The organism is Dactylosporangium sp. CA-152071, assembly GCF_050936335.1.
Lineage (GTDB): Bacteria > Actinomycetota > Actinomycetes > Mycobacteriales > Micromonosporaceae > Dactylosporangium > Dactylosporangium maewongense.
On sequence record NZ_JBNJMZ010000001.1, the window covers coordinates 7,351,951 to 7,366,851 of the forward strand.

Here is a 14,901-nt window from a genome sequence, read left to right on the forward strand (position 1 = left end):
GGCGGTGGTCGCGGGCCGGGAGGGCGAGCGGGCGGCCGCCACGGGCTACAGCGACGGCAGGCGGACGAGGAACGTGGTGCCGGGCTTGTCGCCGTGGTCGGTGACGGTGATCGTGCCGCCGTGGCGTTCGATGACGGTGCGGCTGATGGCCAGGCCGAGGCCTGTGCCGGGCAGGCCGAGGCTGCGGATGTTGGAGCCGCGGAAGAAGCGCTCGAAGAGCCGGGACCGCTCCTCCTCGGGGATGCCGACGCCGGTGTCGGTGACCCGCAGGTCGACGCCGGCCCGGTCGCGGGTCAGCTCGATCTCGACCCGGCCGCCCGCGGGTGTGAACTTCACCGCGTTGGTGACGAGGTGGTCGACGACCTTGCGCAGCCGCGGCGGGTCGCCGGCGACGGGCGCCGGGCCGTCGGGGAGCGTGACCCGCATGTCGATGTCCTTCTCCTGCGCCGCGCGGGTGCCCGCGAGCGCGGAGTCGCCGACCACGGCCGCGAAGTCCAGGGGACGCTCGACGAGGGAGACGTAGCCGCTCTCCAGGCCGGCCAGGTCCAGCAGGTCGTCGATGATCGCCCGGAGGTTCTCGGCGTTGCGGGCGATGACCGACAGGAACTGCGAGCGGGTCGTCTCGTCGTCGTTGTCGTGCAGGAGCAGCTCGGTGTACGAGGAGATCGACGTGAGCGGGGTGCGCAGCTCGTGGCCGACGAGGGAGATGAACTCGTCCTTCGTGCGGGCCAGCTGGCGGGCCAGGTCCTCGGCGCGGCGGCGCTCCAGGAACTGCCCGACGTGCGCGGCGATCCCGGACAGCAGCGCGATGAGGGACTGCTCGGGCTCCTCGGCGGCGTCGCCGAAGAAGCTGAGCGTGCCGGTGACCCCGGTGCCGTCGCGGATCGGCACGGCCAGGCCGACCCGCAGGCCGTGCCGGGCCAGCGACGGCACGTTGAGGCGGCTGCCGACGACGGAGATGTCGGGGACCCAGGCGGGCTGGCCGGTCTCCCAGGCGACCCCGGAGACGCCGACGCCGGGGGCGAGGGGGCCGGGTTCGGGGATGACGTAGCCGGGCTCGGTCCACATGGCGGCGTTGCGCAGGACGTTGCCGACCTTGTCGACCAGCCACAGCTCGCTGTGCGGCCACTGCAGGGTGCGCGCGACGGTGCCGAGCAGCTCCGGGCCGGCGTCCTCGATCGTGGGCGCCTGCTCCAGGATGCGGGAGACGGCGAGCTCGCACTCGATGAGCCGCTGCGCCCGGCGCCGGTCGGTGACCTCGTGCAGGGCCGCGACGGCGCCGAGCCGGTTGCCGTCGGTGTCGCGGATCGGCTGGGCGTTGGCGGTGAAGCTGCGCCGGGGGCGTCCGGGCATGTGGACGACGACCTCGGCCTCGCGGACGTGCTCGCCGTGGAAGGCGCGGACGAGCGGCAGGTCTTCCGCCTGCGAGGAGCCGGAGTCCCCGTAGGACCGGTAGGTCTCGACCCAGCTCGAGGCGGTCGACTGGTCGGCGTCGCCGCCGGTGATCTCCCGCATCGCGCGGTTGAACAGGATCAGCCGGCCGCGCTCGTCGCAGGCGACCACGCCGGCGTCGAGGTTGTCGAGCAGGGCGCTGAGGAAGTGCCGCTCGCGGGCGAGTTGCCGCTCGGCGGTGACGCGTTCGCTGATGTCGTACACGAACGCGTGCGCGTGCCGCCCGGCCGGCCCCTCCACGACGTTCAGGGTCAGCTCGACCGGGAACTCGTCGCCGGCCCGGTTGGTGGCGTACAGCTGCAGCCGCTGCCCGATCAGCTTCGGTACGCCGCCCCGCGCCAGCCTGGTCAGCCCGGCGCGGTGCGCCGCCCGGAACCGCTCGGGGATGATCAGCTCGTCCACCTGCTTGCCGATCGCCTCCGCGGCGGACCAGCCGAAGGTGCGCTCGGCCGCCTTGTTCCAGCGGGTGATCTCGCCGGTGAGCTCGATGGCGATGAACGCCTCCAGCGCGGTCTCCAGCACCGCGTCGGTCTCGGCCGCGGCGATGGAGATGTCCTGCCGGCTGGTCTCGGCGCCGAGCATGACCTCCAGCATCGCGGCGCACTCCGACACGGCCGCGATGTCGTCGTCGGTCCAGTGCCGGGGGACCGAATCGGTGACGCAGATCGCCCCGAGCGTGTTGCCGTGCAGGTCGTGGATGGGGTGGCCGAGGTACGCCGTGACGCCCCGGTCGAGCACCGCGCCGAGGTCGCGCAGCACCGGGTGGTCCCGGGCGTCGCTGACGACGAGCGGCGCGTTCTCGGTCACCACGTACTGGCAGAACGAGCTGGTCGCCGGCTCGGCGTGGACGCGGTCGAGGTCCGGCGGGAGGCCGTGCCGGCCGATGATGTGCATCCGCTCGTCGTCGACGAGGGTCAGCAGACCGACGGGGGCGACGACCGAGCGTGCGGCGAGCCGGACCAGGCCGTCGACCGGCGCGGACGACGACGCCAGCAGTGTCTGGGCGCGCCGGAGCGCGGCAAGCCGTTCGGGCTGCGTGAGCACGCCGAGGTCGAGCTGCGGCATGTCCACCCCCAACCCGCGAGCAGCTAGGTCGATGGTACCCGCGCAAAGGGGCTAAATCAGACTAAAGCCGGAGCTGCGTGGCCCGGGCCAGGGTCGACGACGGGTCCTCGCCGGCGGTCAGGTCGATGTCGTCGGTGAGCCGCCCGTCGGCGAGCCGCAGCAGCCGGTCGCACCGCGCCGCGATCTGCTGCTCGTGCGTGGCGAGCAGCACCGTCATGCCGCGCTCCTCCCGCAGGTCGAGCAGCAGGTCCAGGATCTGCGTGCCGTTGGCGGAGTCGAGGTTGCCGGTCGGCTCGTCGGCGAGCAGCAGCTTCGGCGACCCGATCAGGGCCCGGGCGATCGCCACCCGCTGCTGCTGGCCGCCGGACAGCTGCGCCGGCAGGGCCCGCTCCCGGCCGGCGAGGCCGACCGCGTCGAGCAGCTCGCGGGCGCGCTGCTGCTTGTCGAACCCGACGCGGAACGGCAGCACCGGCGCGATGACGTTGTCGAGCGCGGTGAGCGCGGGCAGCAGGTGGTACCGCTGGAACACGAACCCGACCGTGCGCCGGTATTCGCTGAGCTTGCGCCGCCGCAGCGCGGTCACCTCGACGCCGTCGACGACGATCGTGCCGGCGTCGGCGCTCTCGATCGCGCCGACCAGGTGCAGCAGCGTCGACTTGCCCGACCCGCTCGGCCCGGTGACCGCGGTGAAGCTGCCGGGCTCCACGCTCAGGGTCAGCTCGTCGGCGGCGACGATGTCCTGCTCCCCGGTGTGGAAGCGCTTGGTCAACCCGGCGACGGACAGCGCGGCGCCCGTGGAGAGGGTGGCGCCGGTGGACGGTGCGGTCATCGCCCTACTCTGTCGCAATGCATTGCGACAATGCAAGGGGCGAGTAGGCTCTGGACATGCCGATCCATCACGCGGTGCTGTCGCTGCTGTCGCACGGGCCCAGCTACGGGTACGAGCTGAAGAGCGCCTTCGAGACCGCGGTCGGCCCGCAGTGGGGCCCGCTGAACATCGGCCACCTGTACCAGATCCTGGACCGGCTCTCCCGCGACGGCATGGTCAGCTCCGAGCGGCACGCCCAGGCGGTCAAGCCCGACCGGGTCGTCTACGAGATCACCGACGCCGGCCGCGGCGAGCTGCGGCGCTGGCTGGACGAGGCGAGCCCGCGCAGCGGCGGCTTCCGCGACGACTTCTTCCTCAAGGTGACCGCCGCGGCCCGCTCCGGCGACGGGGAGGTGGTGCGCACCGTGCTGGGCCAGCAGCGCACGTACCTGCTGCGCGAGCTGCGCAACCTCGACGGCCTGCGGCGCAAGGCGGCCGACCCGGTCGTCGGGCTGCTGCTGTCGGCGGCGACCCGGCACGTCGAGGCCGACCTCGCGTTCGTCGACGACGCGGAGCGGGCGCTGCTGAGCGATCCGGCCACGGTCGCCACGCTGAAGGGCGTCCGGCCGACGGGCCCGGACCAGCTGCAACAACCCGCCTAACGCGGGTGCAGGGCGCCCCGCCGCAGGCCCGGGATCTCGAACGGCTCGCCCAGCAGCTCCGCCGCGCCCAGCCGCGCCAGCGCCGGCGCGGTCTGGATGCCGGAGCCGCCCTGCCCCGCGAACCAGTAGAACCCGTCCTGCACCGGGTCGGGCCCCACGACCGGGTTGCGGTCCGGCGCGAACGTCCGCAGCCCCGCCCAGCTCGTCCGCACCCGCCGCAGGTCCAGGGTGGTGACCGCGGCGACCCGCTCGACCCCGAGGGCGACGTCCTCCGGCGCGGCGACCGCGTCGACCGGCGGCGACGGCGTCTCGTCGCACGGCGACACCAGCAGCCCGCCGCCCTCGGGGCGGAAGTAGAACTCGTCGCCCACGTCGTGCACCAGCGGCCAGCCGGGCGCGACCCCTTCGATGGAGACGATCGCCACGGTACGGCGCAGCGGCTTCAACCCCGCGGCCGCGACCCCGAGCCGCCCGGCGACGGCGTCCGCCCAGGCACCGGCCGCGTTGACGACCCGCTCGGCCTCCAGCTCGCCGCGGTCGGTGGTGAGCCGCCAGCCGCGCCCGGTCCACTCGCCGGCCTCCAGGCCGATCGCGGTGCGCAGCACCACCCCCGCGGCGGCGGCGCGCTTGCGGTACAGCTGATGCAGCGCGTCGACGTCGATGTCCTGCGCGGTGCGCTCGACCGCGGCCCTGGCGACCGCCGACGGGCGCAGCGCCGGGCACAGCGTCTGCGCCCCGGCGACGTCCGTGCCGCGCAGCGCCGGGTTGGCGGTCAGCAGCGCGTTCATCGCCGGGAGCTGCTCCTCGCCGGCGATCCAGACCAGCGGCCTGGCCCGCAGCAGCGGCGTGCCGGACTCGGCGCCGAGCGCGTCGAGGATCGCCCGCGACGCGCGGGTCAGCGCCCGCACCTCCGGCGTGCCGTAGCTCTCGAGGAAGGCGGCCACGGACCGCCCGGTCGTGTGGTAACCGAACTGGTTCTCCCGTTCGAGCACCATGATCCGCAACGGCTCGCGGTGGCCACCCGCCGCCTCCACCCGTGCGACCATCCGGCTGTCCAGCTCGGCGAGCTCCGCGGCAAGGGACAGGCCGGCCATGCCCCCACCGATCATCGCCACGTCTGCGCGTTCGATCCTGCAATTGTCGCAGGCGATGTTGTGATGTTGCAGAATGTTCCGATTCGAGTCGGGTAGGCATGGAGGCGTGAGATTCGCCGAACTCGCCGCCCGCTGGCAGGACCGACCCGTGCTCGTCGTCGGCGACGCCGTGCTCGACTGCTGGCTGACCGGGACCCCGACCCGCATGAGCCGGGAGGCTCCCGTCCCCGTCATCACGCTGGAGACGACCCGCGAGGTCGCCGGCGGTGCCGCGGCCGTCGCGGGCGCGTTCACCGGCCTGGGCGCCAGGACCACCGTCGTCGGCGTGACCGGCGACGACGACGCGGGCGCCACGCTGCGCTCCAGGGTGTGGGACGGCGGCGCCACCGACCGCCTGGTCGTCGCGGTCGGCCGGCGTACGCTCACCAAGCGCCGCGTCGTCGCCGCAGGTCAGGTGGTGGCACGGTTCGACGACGGCGACACGAGCCCCCTCACCGGCGGGGCCGCCGAGACGCTTCTGCACCGCCTCGGCGAGTCCCTCGCCGAGCGCCCCGCGGCGGTCGTCGTCTGCGACCTCGGCGCCGGCACCCTCGGCCCCGCCGTCCGCGCGCTCCTGGCCAGCCGGCGCCTCGACGTGCCGCTCCTCGCCGTCGACGCGCTGGACCTCGCGCCGTGGGCCCACCTCGGCCCTGACCTCGTCACACCCACCCTCGACACCGTCGGTGGGGTCGTCGACGGGACGACCACCGCCGCCGTCATCGCATCCCGCGGCATGCTCCTGCGCTCGACCGCCGCCGCCGTCGTGGCCGTCACCCTCGACGCCGACGGTGCGGTCGTGCACAGCCACGACGCCGACACGGTCCACACCTCGGCGGCCCCGACACCACGCAACCGGTCCGCGTACGTCGCCGGCTTCATCCTCGCCCAGCTCGCCGGCGCCGCCCTGCCGGAGGCCGCCGCCACCGCCCAGCGCTGCGCCGCCATCCGCGACCGCGACCTCCCCTTCGCCGCCGCCCAGCTCGGCTCCCTGGACCCCACCCCAGCCTGACCCACCATCGAGCCGCTCGACTTCCCCGCACCGTGTACGCCCTCCTCGCCCGCCCGCGCAGACGTTGGTCAATGTCGCGATTCGTGGGTCTTGTTCCGCGGGGTGCGGTGGTTCAGCCGAGGGTGACCTCGGTGGTGGGGAGGAGGGTCTTGGGGTCGCAGCGGACGACGACCCGGACCTCCTGGCCGTTCGTCTTGAAGGTCACCCGGTATTCGGCGGCCGGGCCCTGCTGGGCGTCCTCGACGTGGAAGCCGGTCGCCGGGCGCAGGTAGTCGGCCCAGGTCAGGCCGGCGTTGCAGTGGGCGGCGACGGTGCCGCCGGGGGTGCGCAGGATCTGCGTGGAGCCGGGCGACGGAGAAGGGGACGGGGAAGGGGTGGCGGAAGGGCGGCCGCCGCTGGTGGCGGCCACCATGGACGAGCGGACGGCCTCCACTTTGTCGATGCCGACGACGCTGAGCGCCGTCGTGCACACGGCCCAGGCACTGATCGCGAAAACCCACCGTCCACGCCGCATGCGGGGCGCCCTGCCCGGGGGCGGGGAATGCACACCGGCGGGGGAGGGAGATCCGGAGCGAGCCGGGTTTGGGACGGCGACGACCTTGTTGGTGACTTCCTCGCCTGTCTGTCCGTATCATGCCCGAGACGCGCCACCCCCCTTGTCGACGCGACCCACGAGGACCACATGAAGACCCGCACGTGGAGAATCCGCACGTGGTCGATCCGCGCCAAGATCGTCACCCTGCTGCTCCCGCCGCTGCTGTCGCTCGTCGTGCTGTGGGTCTTCGCGACCAGCCTGACGTCCAGCGCGGTGGTCGAGCTGTTCGATGCCCAGACCTACTACGAGCTGGCCGCCGAGCCGGCCGAGACGATGACCGTCGAGCTGCAGCGGGAGCGGAAGCTCTCGCAGGTGTACCTGGGGTCCGGCCGGGCCGAGGGGAAGCCGGAGGCGGCGCTGCTGGCCGAGCAGCGGCGCAAGACCGACACCGCCATCAGCCACTTCCGGTCCCTCGCCGGCAAGGGGGAGACCAAGGACGCCATGCCGGAGGCCGCCAGAGGGCGCCTCACGGAGATCATGGTGGCGCTCGATGGGATCGTGTCGGGGCGCTCGGGGATCTCGTTGGGGCAGATCGACCGGACCGGCGCGATGGAGGTCTACAACGAGCCGATCAACGCGATCTACCGCTGGTACAACGCACTGCCCGGCGTCAGTGACGCGCAGCTGAGCAAGGACGCCCGGACCAACATCGCGATGAGCCGCGCCCGGGAGCTGCTCGCGCGGGAGGACTCGCTGGTCAACGGCGCCGCCGCGGCGGGCAAGTTCATCCGCACCGAGGCCGCCGACCTGATCGCGGCGATCGGCGCGAAGCGCGCCGAATACGCGGAGCAGTCCGCGGAGCTGCCCGAGACGGTGCAGCGGGTCTACCGGGACATCGTCGCGGGCGACGCGCACAAGAAGCTGACCGCTTTCGAGGACAAGATCATCGCCGAGGCCAGGCCGAACGTCGCCATCCCGGTCGACATCGCCGTGTGGCGCGACGCCTACGACAAGCTCGCCGAGCAGCTGCGCCAGCTGGACCTGCAGTACGGCGACACGATCCTGGAGCGGGCCGAGCCCGTCGGTGTCGCGATCATCGTCCGGCTGGTGCTCGCCGCGGTGCTGGGTCTGCTCGCGATCGCGATCTCGGTCGTGCTGTCGATCCGGATCGGCCGGTCGCTGATCAACCGGCTCACCGGCCTGCGCCAGGACGCCCAGATCCTCGCCGACCAGCGGCTGCCGGAGCTCGTCGGCCGGCTGCGCCGGGGCGAGGAGCTCAACCTGGCCGAGGCGGCGCCGCCACTGGATTACGGCACCGACGAGATCGGCAAGGTGGGCAACGCGTTCAGCGCCGTGCAGCGCACCGCGATCGAGTCCGCGGCGCACGAGGCGCAGCTGCGCCGGGGGCTCAACGAGGTCTTCCTGAACATCGCCCGCCGCAGCCAGACGCTGCTGCACCGCCAGCTCGCGCTGCTGGACCGGATGGAGCGCCGGACCGGCGACCCGGAGGAGCTGGAGGACCTGTTCCGGGTCGACCACCTCGCCACCCGCATGCGCCGTCACGCCGAGGACCTGGTCATCCTGGCCGGCGCGACCCCCGGCCGCGGCTGGCGCAACCCGGTGCCGATGGTCGACGTGGTCCGCGGCGCGGTGTCGGAGGTCGAGGACTACGCGCGGGTCGGCTTCCTCACGCTGCCCGAGGCGTCGCTGGTCGGGCGGGCCGTCGCCGACGTCATCCACCTGCTCGCCGAGGTGATCGAGAACGCGACGTCGTACTCGCCGCCGCACACCCGGGTGCAGATCAGCGGGCAGCTCGTGCCGAACGGATTCGCGGTCGAGATCGAGGACCGCGGGCTGGGCATGTCGCCGGAGGCCATCGAGGAGGCCAACCAGCGGCTGCTGCACCCGCCGGACTTCGACCCGGCCAACAGCGCCCGGCTCGGCCTGTTCGTGGTGGCGCTGCTCGCGGCCCGCCACGGCGTCCGGGTCACGCTGCGGTCGTCGCCGTACGGGGGCGTCACCGCGGTCGTGCTGATCCCGCCCCATCTGATCACGGGCGCCACCCCGGAGCTGACCGCGTCGACCCCGTCGGAGGCGGCGTCGGAGCTGGCGGGCGAGCTGGCCGGTGACCTGGACGGTGAGCTGGCCGGCGACGTGGCGGCGCAGCCCGAGTTCGAGACGCGCCGGGTCGGGCCGGACGAGCGGCTCACCGCGGAGGTCCTGGAGCTCGTCCCGTCGCAGGTGAGCACGGCCGCCACGCACGTGCCCCTGCCCGTCCGCGGGCGCGACGCCGACGCCGAGATGCCGCCGCCGGTCGTGCCGGCTCAGGCGGTATCGACGCGGCAGACACCACCAGAGCAACCCGTCGATCTCACCGACGACGGACTCCCCAAGCGGCGCCGGCAGGCGAGCCTCGCCCCGCAGCTCCGGGAGCGACCTGACGACGAGCACACGGTCGACGGCGTGCCGGCGTCGCAGTTCGCGGCCGCCGGGACCGGTGGCAGGTCGCCCGAGCAGACCCGCGCGATGATGACGTCGCTGCAGGCGGGGTTCACCCGGGGGCGCCGGGAGGCGGCGCTCACCGACGATCAACCCACACTGGAAAGGGACGCATAGGTGGCACAATCGACGAGTCGCACCGGCAAGCTCGACTGGCTCCTCGACGACCTCGTCGATCGGGTCGAGTCGGCGCAGCATGCCGTGGTGCTCTCCGCCGACGGGCTGCTCATGGGCGCGTCCAGCCACCTCGGCCGGGACGACGCCGAGCACCTGTCGGCGGTCGCGTCCGGGTTTCAGAGCCTGGCCCGCAGCGCCGGCCGGCACTTCAACGGCGGCACCGTCCGGCAGACGATCGTGGAGATGGACGACGCGTTCCTGTTCGTCACGGCCGCCGGGCAGGGCGCCTGCCTGGCGGTGCTGAGCACGGCGGACTCCGACATCGGCGTGATCGCCTACGAGATGGCGATGCTGGTGACCCGGGTCGGGCAGTACCTCACCGCACCGTCACGAACGGGCGCTCCGTCCGATGTCGCGGGGTGAGCACGACTGGCTCGACTCCGACGCCGGGCCGGTGGTGCGCCCGTACGCGGTGACCGGCGGGCGGGCCAAGCCCGCCGTCGGCGGCTTCGACCTGGTCGCGTTCGTCGTCAACGCCGACGGCGGGACGGGCCCGCGGCACCTGCAGCCCGAGCATTATGCGATCCTGGCCCGCACCCGCGTGCCGATCACGGTCGCGGAGCTCGCCTCACACCTCGATCTCGCGCTCGGCGTGGTGCGCGTGCTGCTGGGCGACCTGCTCCAGCAGGGCCTCATCGAAATGCACGAACCTGTGTACGACCAATCCGTCGGGCCGCAGCGGCCCGACGATCGCATTCTCAAGGCGGTTGTCAATGGTCTCCGATCGCTCTGACGGGCACATCCCGCTGGCGGTGAAGATCCTCATCGCCGGGGGGTTCGGCGTCGGCAAGACCACGCTCGTCAGCGCGGTCAGTGAGATCCGTCCCCTCCAGACCGAGGAGGTGCTCACCAACGCGGGCGTCGGCATCGACGACGTCAACGGCGTGGAGGGCAAGACCACCACGACGGTGGCGATGGACTTCGGCCGGATCAGCATCAACGACGACATCGTGCTCTATCTCTTCGGTACCCCGGGACAGGACCGCTTCTGGTTCCTGTGGGACGAGCTGGCGCTCGGCGCGCTCGGCGCGGTCGTGCTCGCCGACACCCGGCGGCTCACCGACTGCTTCCCGTCGGTGGACTACTTCGAGGAGCGCAACACGCCGTTCCTGGTCGCCGTCAACTGCTTCGACGGCGTGCAGAAGCACACCGCGGAGGCGGTCCGCCGGGCGCTGGACCTCGACCCGGACGTGCCCGTGGTGCTCTGCGACGCCCGCGACCGGCGCTCGATCAAGGGTGTGCTCATCGCGCTCGTCGAGCACGTCATGACGATCAAGCAGGCACCGGCACTCGAGCCAGCGCGGCGGCCTGGCTTCTGATCTCCGGCACGGCCGTCGTCTCCCACCAGGCACCCCGGCGGGTCGGGCCGATCGCGAAGATGCGGTCGGACGGCTCGCCGTCGCGGCCGACGAGCCGGCCGTGCCCGTCGACGTCGAGGCCGGTGCCGGTCGGGTCGCGGCGGGCCAGCCCGTCGTCCAGCAGCGCCCGGCCGAGCGTGCTGGTGGCGGCGCCGCCCGGGCCGGTGCAGTTGACGATCGCGCCGACGGGCCAGCTCACGTCCCTGTCCTTGAACCGCAGCGTCACCACGAAGCCGCGCTCGCCGCGCCGGATCGAGTGGATCGCCGCCGCGTGCGTGCGGAGGGCGCCGCTGTCGCGCAGCGCGGCCACCCGCGCCGCGACCGTCGGCGCCATCCGGTGCCGGTGGACCTCCCAGTACGCCGCGACGTGCTGCAGGAACCGCCGCCGCGCGTCCACCGACAGCTGCCGCCACAGCCGGTCGATCTGCGGCCGCAGCGTGTCGACGGCGCAGCGCCAGTCGGCCTCGGTCGCCGCGTAGCGCCGGACCGCCCGCAGCAGCCCGCGCGCGTCGGCGCCGTCGTGGGCGAACGTCCCGGTGGCCTTCGGCTGGGTCTCCAGGTGCGGCTGGGGGAGCAGGCCACGGCGCGACACCGCGTGCAGCGGCGCCCGGCGCCCCCGGTTGCTCAGCGACATCGCCACGTCCAGCGCGGTGAGCCCGGTGCCGATCAGCAGCACCGGCACGTCGCCCGGGACCCGGTCCAGCGCGCCCGGCGTCCACGGGTTTCCCACATAGTAGGGGTGGGTGCGCACGGCCGAGGTGATCGACAGCGGGCCCGCCGGGGCGCCGTGGCCGAGGGCGAGCACGACCCGGTCCGCGGCCACGGTCTGCCCGCCGCGCAGCACCACGCTCAGTCGCTCCCGGCCGGTGTCCAGGCGGATCGCCACGCCGCGGGCGTGCTCGAAGTCGGCGCCGCGCAGCCGGTCGTGCAGGTATTCGCCGAAGACCGCGCGGGGCGCGAAGTCCGCCGGGCCGATGGGGAGCCCCTGCTCCCGGCACCAGTCGACGAAGTCGTCCGGGGTGTCGGCGAGCGCGCTCATCGCCGCCGCCCGCGAGTTGAGCAGATGTGTCGGGTCGGTCGTGCGGTACGCCGCGCCGCGACCGAGCGTGTCCGCCGGCGCCGGGTCGACCAGCACGACCCGGTCCGCCGGGCCGCTGACGTGGATCGCCGTCAGGGCGCCGCTACAGCCTCCGCCCACGACCACTGTGGTTTGCATGCCCGCCCCTAATTTCTATCTAACCGGTAGGTTTTAACTGTACTAGGTGCGGCCGTCCGGGTGTAGAACCCAGATCGTCCGGGCATGTCGGGTTCAGGGCCTGTCGGGCCCCGAGGAGGTGCACCGATGTCGATCTTTCGGACCAAGCCGATCGAGCAGTCGCTGCGGGACACGGACGAACCGGGCAGAGGACTGCGCAAGAACCTGTCGGCGTTCCACCTGACGGTCTTCGGGGTGGGCGTGATCATCGGTACGGGCATCTTCGTGCTGACCGGCCAGCAGGCCGCCCGTAACGCCGGCCCGGCCATCGTGATCTCGTTCGCCCTGGCCGGGGTGGTGTGCGCCCTCGCCGCCCTCTGCTACGCGGAGTTCGCCTCCAGCGTGCCGGTCGCCGGCTCCGCGTACACCTTCTCCTACGCCACCCTCGGGCAGTTCGTCGCCTGGATCATCGGCTGGGACCTGTGCCTGGAGCTCGCCCTCGGCGCCGCCGTCGTGTCCCGCGGCTGGTCGGCCTACCTGCAGGAGCTGTTCGACCTGCCCGCCTGGCTCGCCGGGGACAAGGCCCTGCCCGACTTCGGGGCCGCCTTCATCGTCGCCGCCCTCACGATCGTGGCGGTCATGGGCGCGAAACTGTCCGGGCGGGTCACCGGGTTCCTCGTCGTCGTCAAGGTCGCCGTCGTCGTGTTCGTCATCGGGCTCGGCGTGTTCTTCATCAAGGCCGCCAACTACACGCCGTTCATCCCCGCCGCCGAGCCGTCGACCAAGGCCAGCGGCGGCGACGCGCCGCTGCTGCAGGTCCTGGCCGGGATCACGCCGCAGCACTTCGGCTGGTTCGGCATCGTCGCGGCCGCGTCCATCGTGTTCTTCGCGTACATCGGCTTCGACGTCGTCGCGACCACCGCCGAGGAGACCCGCAACCCGCAGCGCGACGTCCCGTGGGGCATCATCGGCTCCCTGGTCATCTGCGGCGTGCTGTACATGGCGGTCGCCTTCGTGGTGACCGGCATGGTCCCCTTCGGGCAGCTCGACACCGCCGCGCCGCTGGCGAAGGCGTTCGACCTCGTCGGGCAGGGCTGGGCCGCCGACCTGATCTCCCTCGGCGCCGTGTGCGGCATCACGTCCGTCATCCTCGTGCTGCTGCTCGGGCAGGCCCGGGTGTCGTTCGCGATGGCCCGCGACGGCCTGCTGCCGCCGGTCCTGTCGAAGGTGCATCCCCGCTACGGCACCCCGTGGGTCATGTCGACGATCACCGGCGTCGTGGTCGCCGTGCTCGCCGCGTTCGTGCCCCTGTCGGAGCTGTCGGAGCTGACCAGCATCGGGACGCTGTTCGCGTTCATCGTGGTGTCGCTCGGCGTGATCGTCCTGCGGCGCACGCGGCCCGACCTGCCCCGGGCCTTCCGGGCGCCGGGGGTGCCGTGGCTGCCGGCGCTGAGCGTGCTGGCCAGCCTGTGGCTGATGCTCAACCTGCCGGTGGTGACCTGGGTGCGGTTCCTGATCTGGATGGCCGTCGGTCTGGTGCTGTTCTTCCTGTACGGGATGCGCCGCGCCAACCTCGCGCTCGCCACGGAAGCCCGGGAGGGGCTCACCGCGGGCGGCGGGCGGCCGGACGACCGGTCAGCGCCGGGCGACCGGACGTCGTAGGAAGGCTCGGGCCGAACGGGACGCGGAGCCGGCGCCCCCGGATCGCGGGTCTTCTCATACCGACCCGCACGTGTCCCGGGTGGCGCCGGGTTCGCCGGTGCTGGAAAGGTGACAGGCATGAGTGACTTCGGCCTGCAGTCCGACTTCGGCGTCGACTTCGACCCGGGTGACCTCGGCGTGTCCGACTTCGCCGACCCGCACGCGGTCTTCGGCGAGGAGCACGGGGTGGAGGCCGGCCTCAGTCCCGCGAGCGAGACCACGGCCGACCCCGGCACCGAGGAGTCCGACTCCGACTCCGCCGCGGCCGCCGCCGGGTCGCAGACGCCGCCGTCCACCGAGGGGCTGGAGACCGCGAGCTACGACAGCGACGGCGACGGCGTGGCCGACGTGCTGGTCGCCGACGAGAACCACGACGGCGTCACCGACATCGCCATGTGGGACACCAACGACGATGGCCTCATCGACCAGGTCGCCTACGACCAGGACCACGACGGCAAGATCGACCTGATCTACCACGACGACGACTTCGACGGCGAGGTCGACCGCGTCGAGAGCGCCGACGGCTCCCAGGACGTCCCCGGCTACACGTCCAACTGACCGGGCAGCTGGCCCGGCAACTAACGCAGCCCCGCGCGGACCTTGCGCATCTGCTTCTCGTACTGGCGGCGGCCCACCGTGTGCCACAGCACCCGGGCCGGCATGGGCAGGTGCGACAGGAAGCGGCTCGTCTCCTCGGGCGTGGCATCCTCCAGCAGCGCGCCGAGCATGAAGAGCAGCTTGTCCTTCGGCGTGTGCGACCGGGCCTCCTCGCCGAGCGCCGCCCACTCCGCCACGGTGATGTGCTCCGACACCAGCGGCAGCACCGAGTGCTCCTCCTCGTCGAGGTGCACGAGCAGGTCCCGGCGGTGCCGGTCCATGGCGTCGGCGAGCGCGTCCCGGGCCGGCGCCGACGCGTCGGCCTCCCACGCGGCGAGCAGGGCCATCGCCTCGCGGAGCCCGGCGGCGACGACCTCGTGCTGCTGCTCCATCCGCAGCACCAGGTCCGCGTCCAGGTCGACGCGGGCGAGCAGCTTCGGCCACAGCATCGCGTCCTCGCCCGTGTGGTGGGCGTGCAGGCCGGCGTCGTACTCGCGGAACATCGACCCCAGGAACCTGGCGCGCTCCACGTCGCCGGGCCGGACGTTGCGGACGAGCTGGGGCATCAGCCGCGACTCGCGCCGGAACACGCGGTGCACGACGACCATCTCCTGGACCCAGGGACGCTCAACGGTGGTGGTCATATCGGTAACTCCTAGAACGCGGTTTCAGTGGTGCGTTCAAGGTGCGGGGACTGTCTTGTAGCGGTC

Annotated in this window: 14 protein-coding genes; 8 read left to right on the forward strand and 6 right to left on the reverse strand. The window is 72.9% G+C overall.

Translation table 11 applies throughout. The features are described from left to right. Positions 1-45: 45 nt before the first annotated feature. Positions 46-2,517, reverse strand: a complete 2,472-nt coding sequence (locus tag ACQEVZ_RS33120) for a PAS domain S-box protein (RefSeq protein WP_433373746.1) — start codon at positions 2,515-2,517, stop codon at positions 46-48. 61 nt (positions 2,518-2,578) lie between these two features. Then, complete coding sequence (locus tag ACQEVZ_RS33125) at positions 2,579-3,346, reverse strand: ABC transporter ATP-binding protein (RefSeq protein ID WP_354901661.1); 768 nt, start codon at positions 3,344-3,346, stop codon at positions 2,579-2,581. Between the two features lie 56 nt (positions 3,347-3,402). On the opposite strand from ACQEVZ_RS33125, the gene ACQEVZ_RS33130 reads away from it, so the two are divergent. After that, a complete protein-coding gene (locus tag ACQEVZ_RS33130) occupies positions 3,403-3,987 on the forward strand; it encodes a PadR family transcriptional regulator (protein ID WP_344512346.1) in 585 nt (194 codons plus the stop codon). Here ACQEVZ_RS33130 and ACQEVZ_RS33135 read toward each other — a convergent pair. Further along, positions 3,984-5,288, reverse strand: a complete 1,305-nt coding sequence (locus ACQEVZ_RS33135; RefSeq protein WP_433373750.1) for an NAD(P)/FAD-dependent oxidoreductase — start codon at positions 5,286-5,288, stop codon at positions 3,984-3,986. The genes ACQEVZ_RS33130 and ACQEVZ_RS33135 overlap by 4 nt on opposite strands. Between ACQEVZ_RS33135 and ACQEVZ_RS33140 the strand changes: the two genes are divergently transcribed. After that, positions 5,188-6,129, forward strand: a complete 942-nt coding sequence (locus ACQEVZ_RS33140; protein ID WP_433373753.1) for a PfkB family carbohydrate kinase — start codon at positions 5,188-5,190, stop codon at positions 6,127-6,129. The genes ACQEVZ_RS33135 and ACQEVZ_RS33140 overlap by 101 nt on opposite strands. Before the next feature lie 112 nt (positions 6,130-6,241). On the opposite strand, the gene ACQEVZ_RS33145 is transcribed toward ACQEVZ_RS33140, so the two are convergent. Further along, on the reverse strand, positions 6,242-6,643 hold the full coding sequence (locus tag ACQEVZ_RS33145; protein ID WP_344512352.1) for a hypothetical protein: 402 nt from the start codon (positions 6,641-6,643) through the stop codon (positions 6,242-6,244). Between the two features lie 168 nt (positions 6,644-6,811). Between ACQEVZ_RS33145 and ACQEVZ_RS33150 the strand changes: the two genes are divergently transcribed. The 4 genes from ACQEVZ_RS33150 to ACQEVZ_RS33165 are packed head-to-tail and all read left to right on the forward strand — an operon-like array spanning position 6,812 to position 10,659. Further along, on the forward strand, positions 6,812-9,280 hold the full coding sequence (locus ACQEVZ_RS33150; RefSeq protein ID WP_433373757.1) for a sensor histidine kinase: 2,469 nt from the start codon (positions 6,812-6,814) through the stop codon (positions 9,278-9,280). Beyond that, on the forward strand, positions 9,281-9,703 hold the full coding sequence (locus tag ACQEVZ_RS33155; RefSeq protein WP_344512356.1) for a roadblock/LC7 domain-containing protein: 423 nt from the start codon (positions 9,281-9,283) through the stop codon (positions 9,701-9,703). Further along, positions 9,690-10,073 carry a DUF742 domain-containing protein gene (locus ACQEVZ_RS33160; RefSeq protein WP_344512358.1) on the forward strand — a complete coding sequence of 128 codons (384 nt, stop codon included), beginning with the start codon at positions 9,690-9,692 and terminating at the stop codon, positions 10,071-10,073. The genes ACQEVZ_RS33155 and ACQEVZ_RS33160 overlap by 14 nt, the downstream gene beginning before the upstream one ends. Beyond that, positions 10,054-10,659, forward strand: a complete 606-nt coding sequence (locus ACQEVZ_RS33165) for a GTP-binding protein (protein ID WP_344512360.1) — start codon at positions 10,054-10,056, stop codon at positions 10,657-10,659. The genes ACQEVZ_RS33160 and ACQEVZ_RS33165 overlap by 20 nt, the downstream gene beginning before the upstream one ends. Here ACQEVZ_RS33165 and ACQEVZ_RS33170 read toward each other — a convergent pair. After that, positions 10,613-11,914, reverse strand: a complete 1,302-nt coding sequence (locus tag ACQEVZ_RS33170; RefSeq protein ID WP_433373762.1) for an FAD/NAD(P)-binding protein — start codon at positions 11,912-11,914, stop codon at positions 10,613-10,615. The genes ACQEVZ_RS33165 and ACQEVZ_RS33170 overlap by 47 nt on opposite strands. A gap of 126 nt (positions 11,915-12,040) precedes the next feature. On the opposite strand from ACQEVZ_RS33170, the gene ACQEVZ_RS33175 reads away from it, so the two are divergent. Both ACQEVZ_RS33175 and ACQEVZ_RS33180 read left to right on the forward strand, forming a co-directional pair. Continuing rightward, positions 12,041-13,555, forward strand: coding sequence for an amino acid permease (locus ACQEVZ_RS33175; protein WP_344512363.1), 1,515 nt, complete (start codon positions 12,041-12,043; stop codon positions 13,553-13,555). A 117-nt stretch (positions 13,556-13,672) separates the two neighbouring features. Beyond that, on the forward strand, positions 13,673-14,152 hold the full coding sequence (locus ACQEVZ_RS33180; RefSeq protein WP_433373765.1) for a hypothetical protein: 480 nt from the start codon (positions 13,673-13,675) through the stop codon (positions 14,150-14,152). A gap of 20 nt (positions 14,153-14,172) precedes the next feature. Here the strand turns inward: ACQEVZ_RS33180 and ACQEVZ_RS33185 are convergent, their stop codons facing one another. Then, positions 14,173-14,835, reverse strand: coding sequence for a hemerythrin domain-containing protein (locus ACQEVZ_RS33185; protein ID WP_344512365.1), 663 nt, complete (start codon positions 14,833-14,835; stop codon positions 14,173-14,175). Positions 14,836-14,901 lie beyond the last annotated feature (66 nt).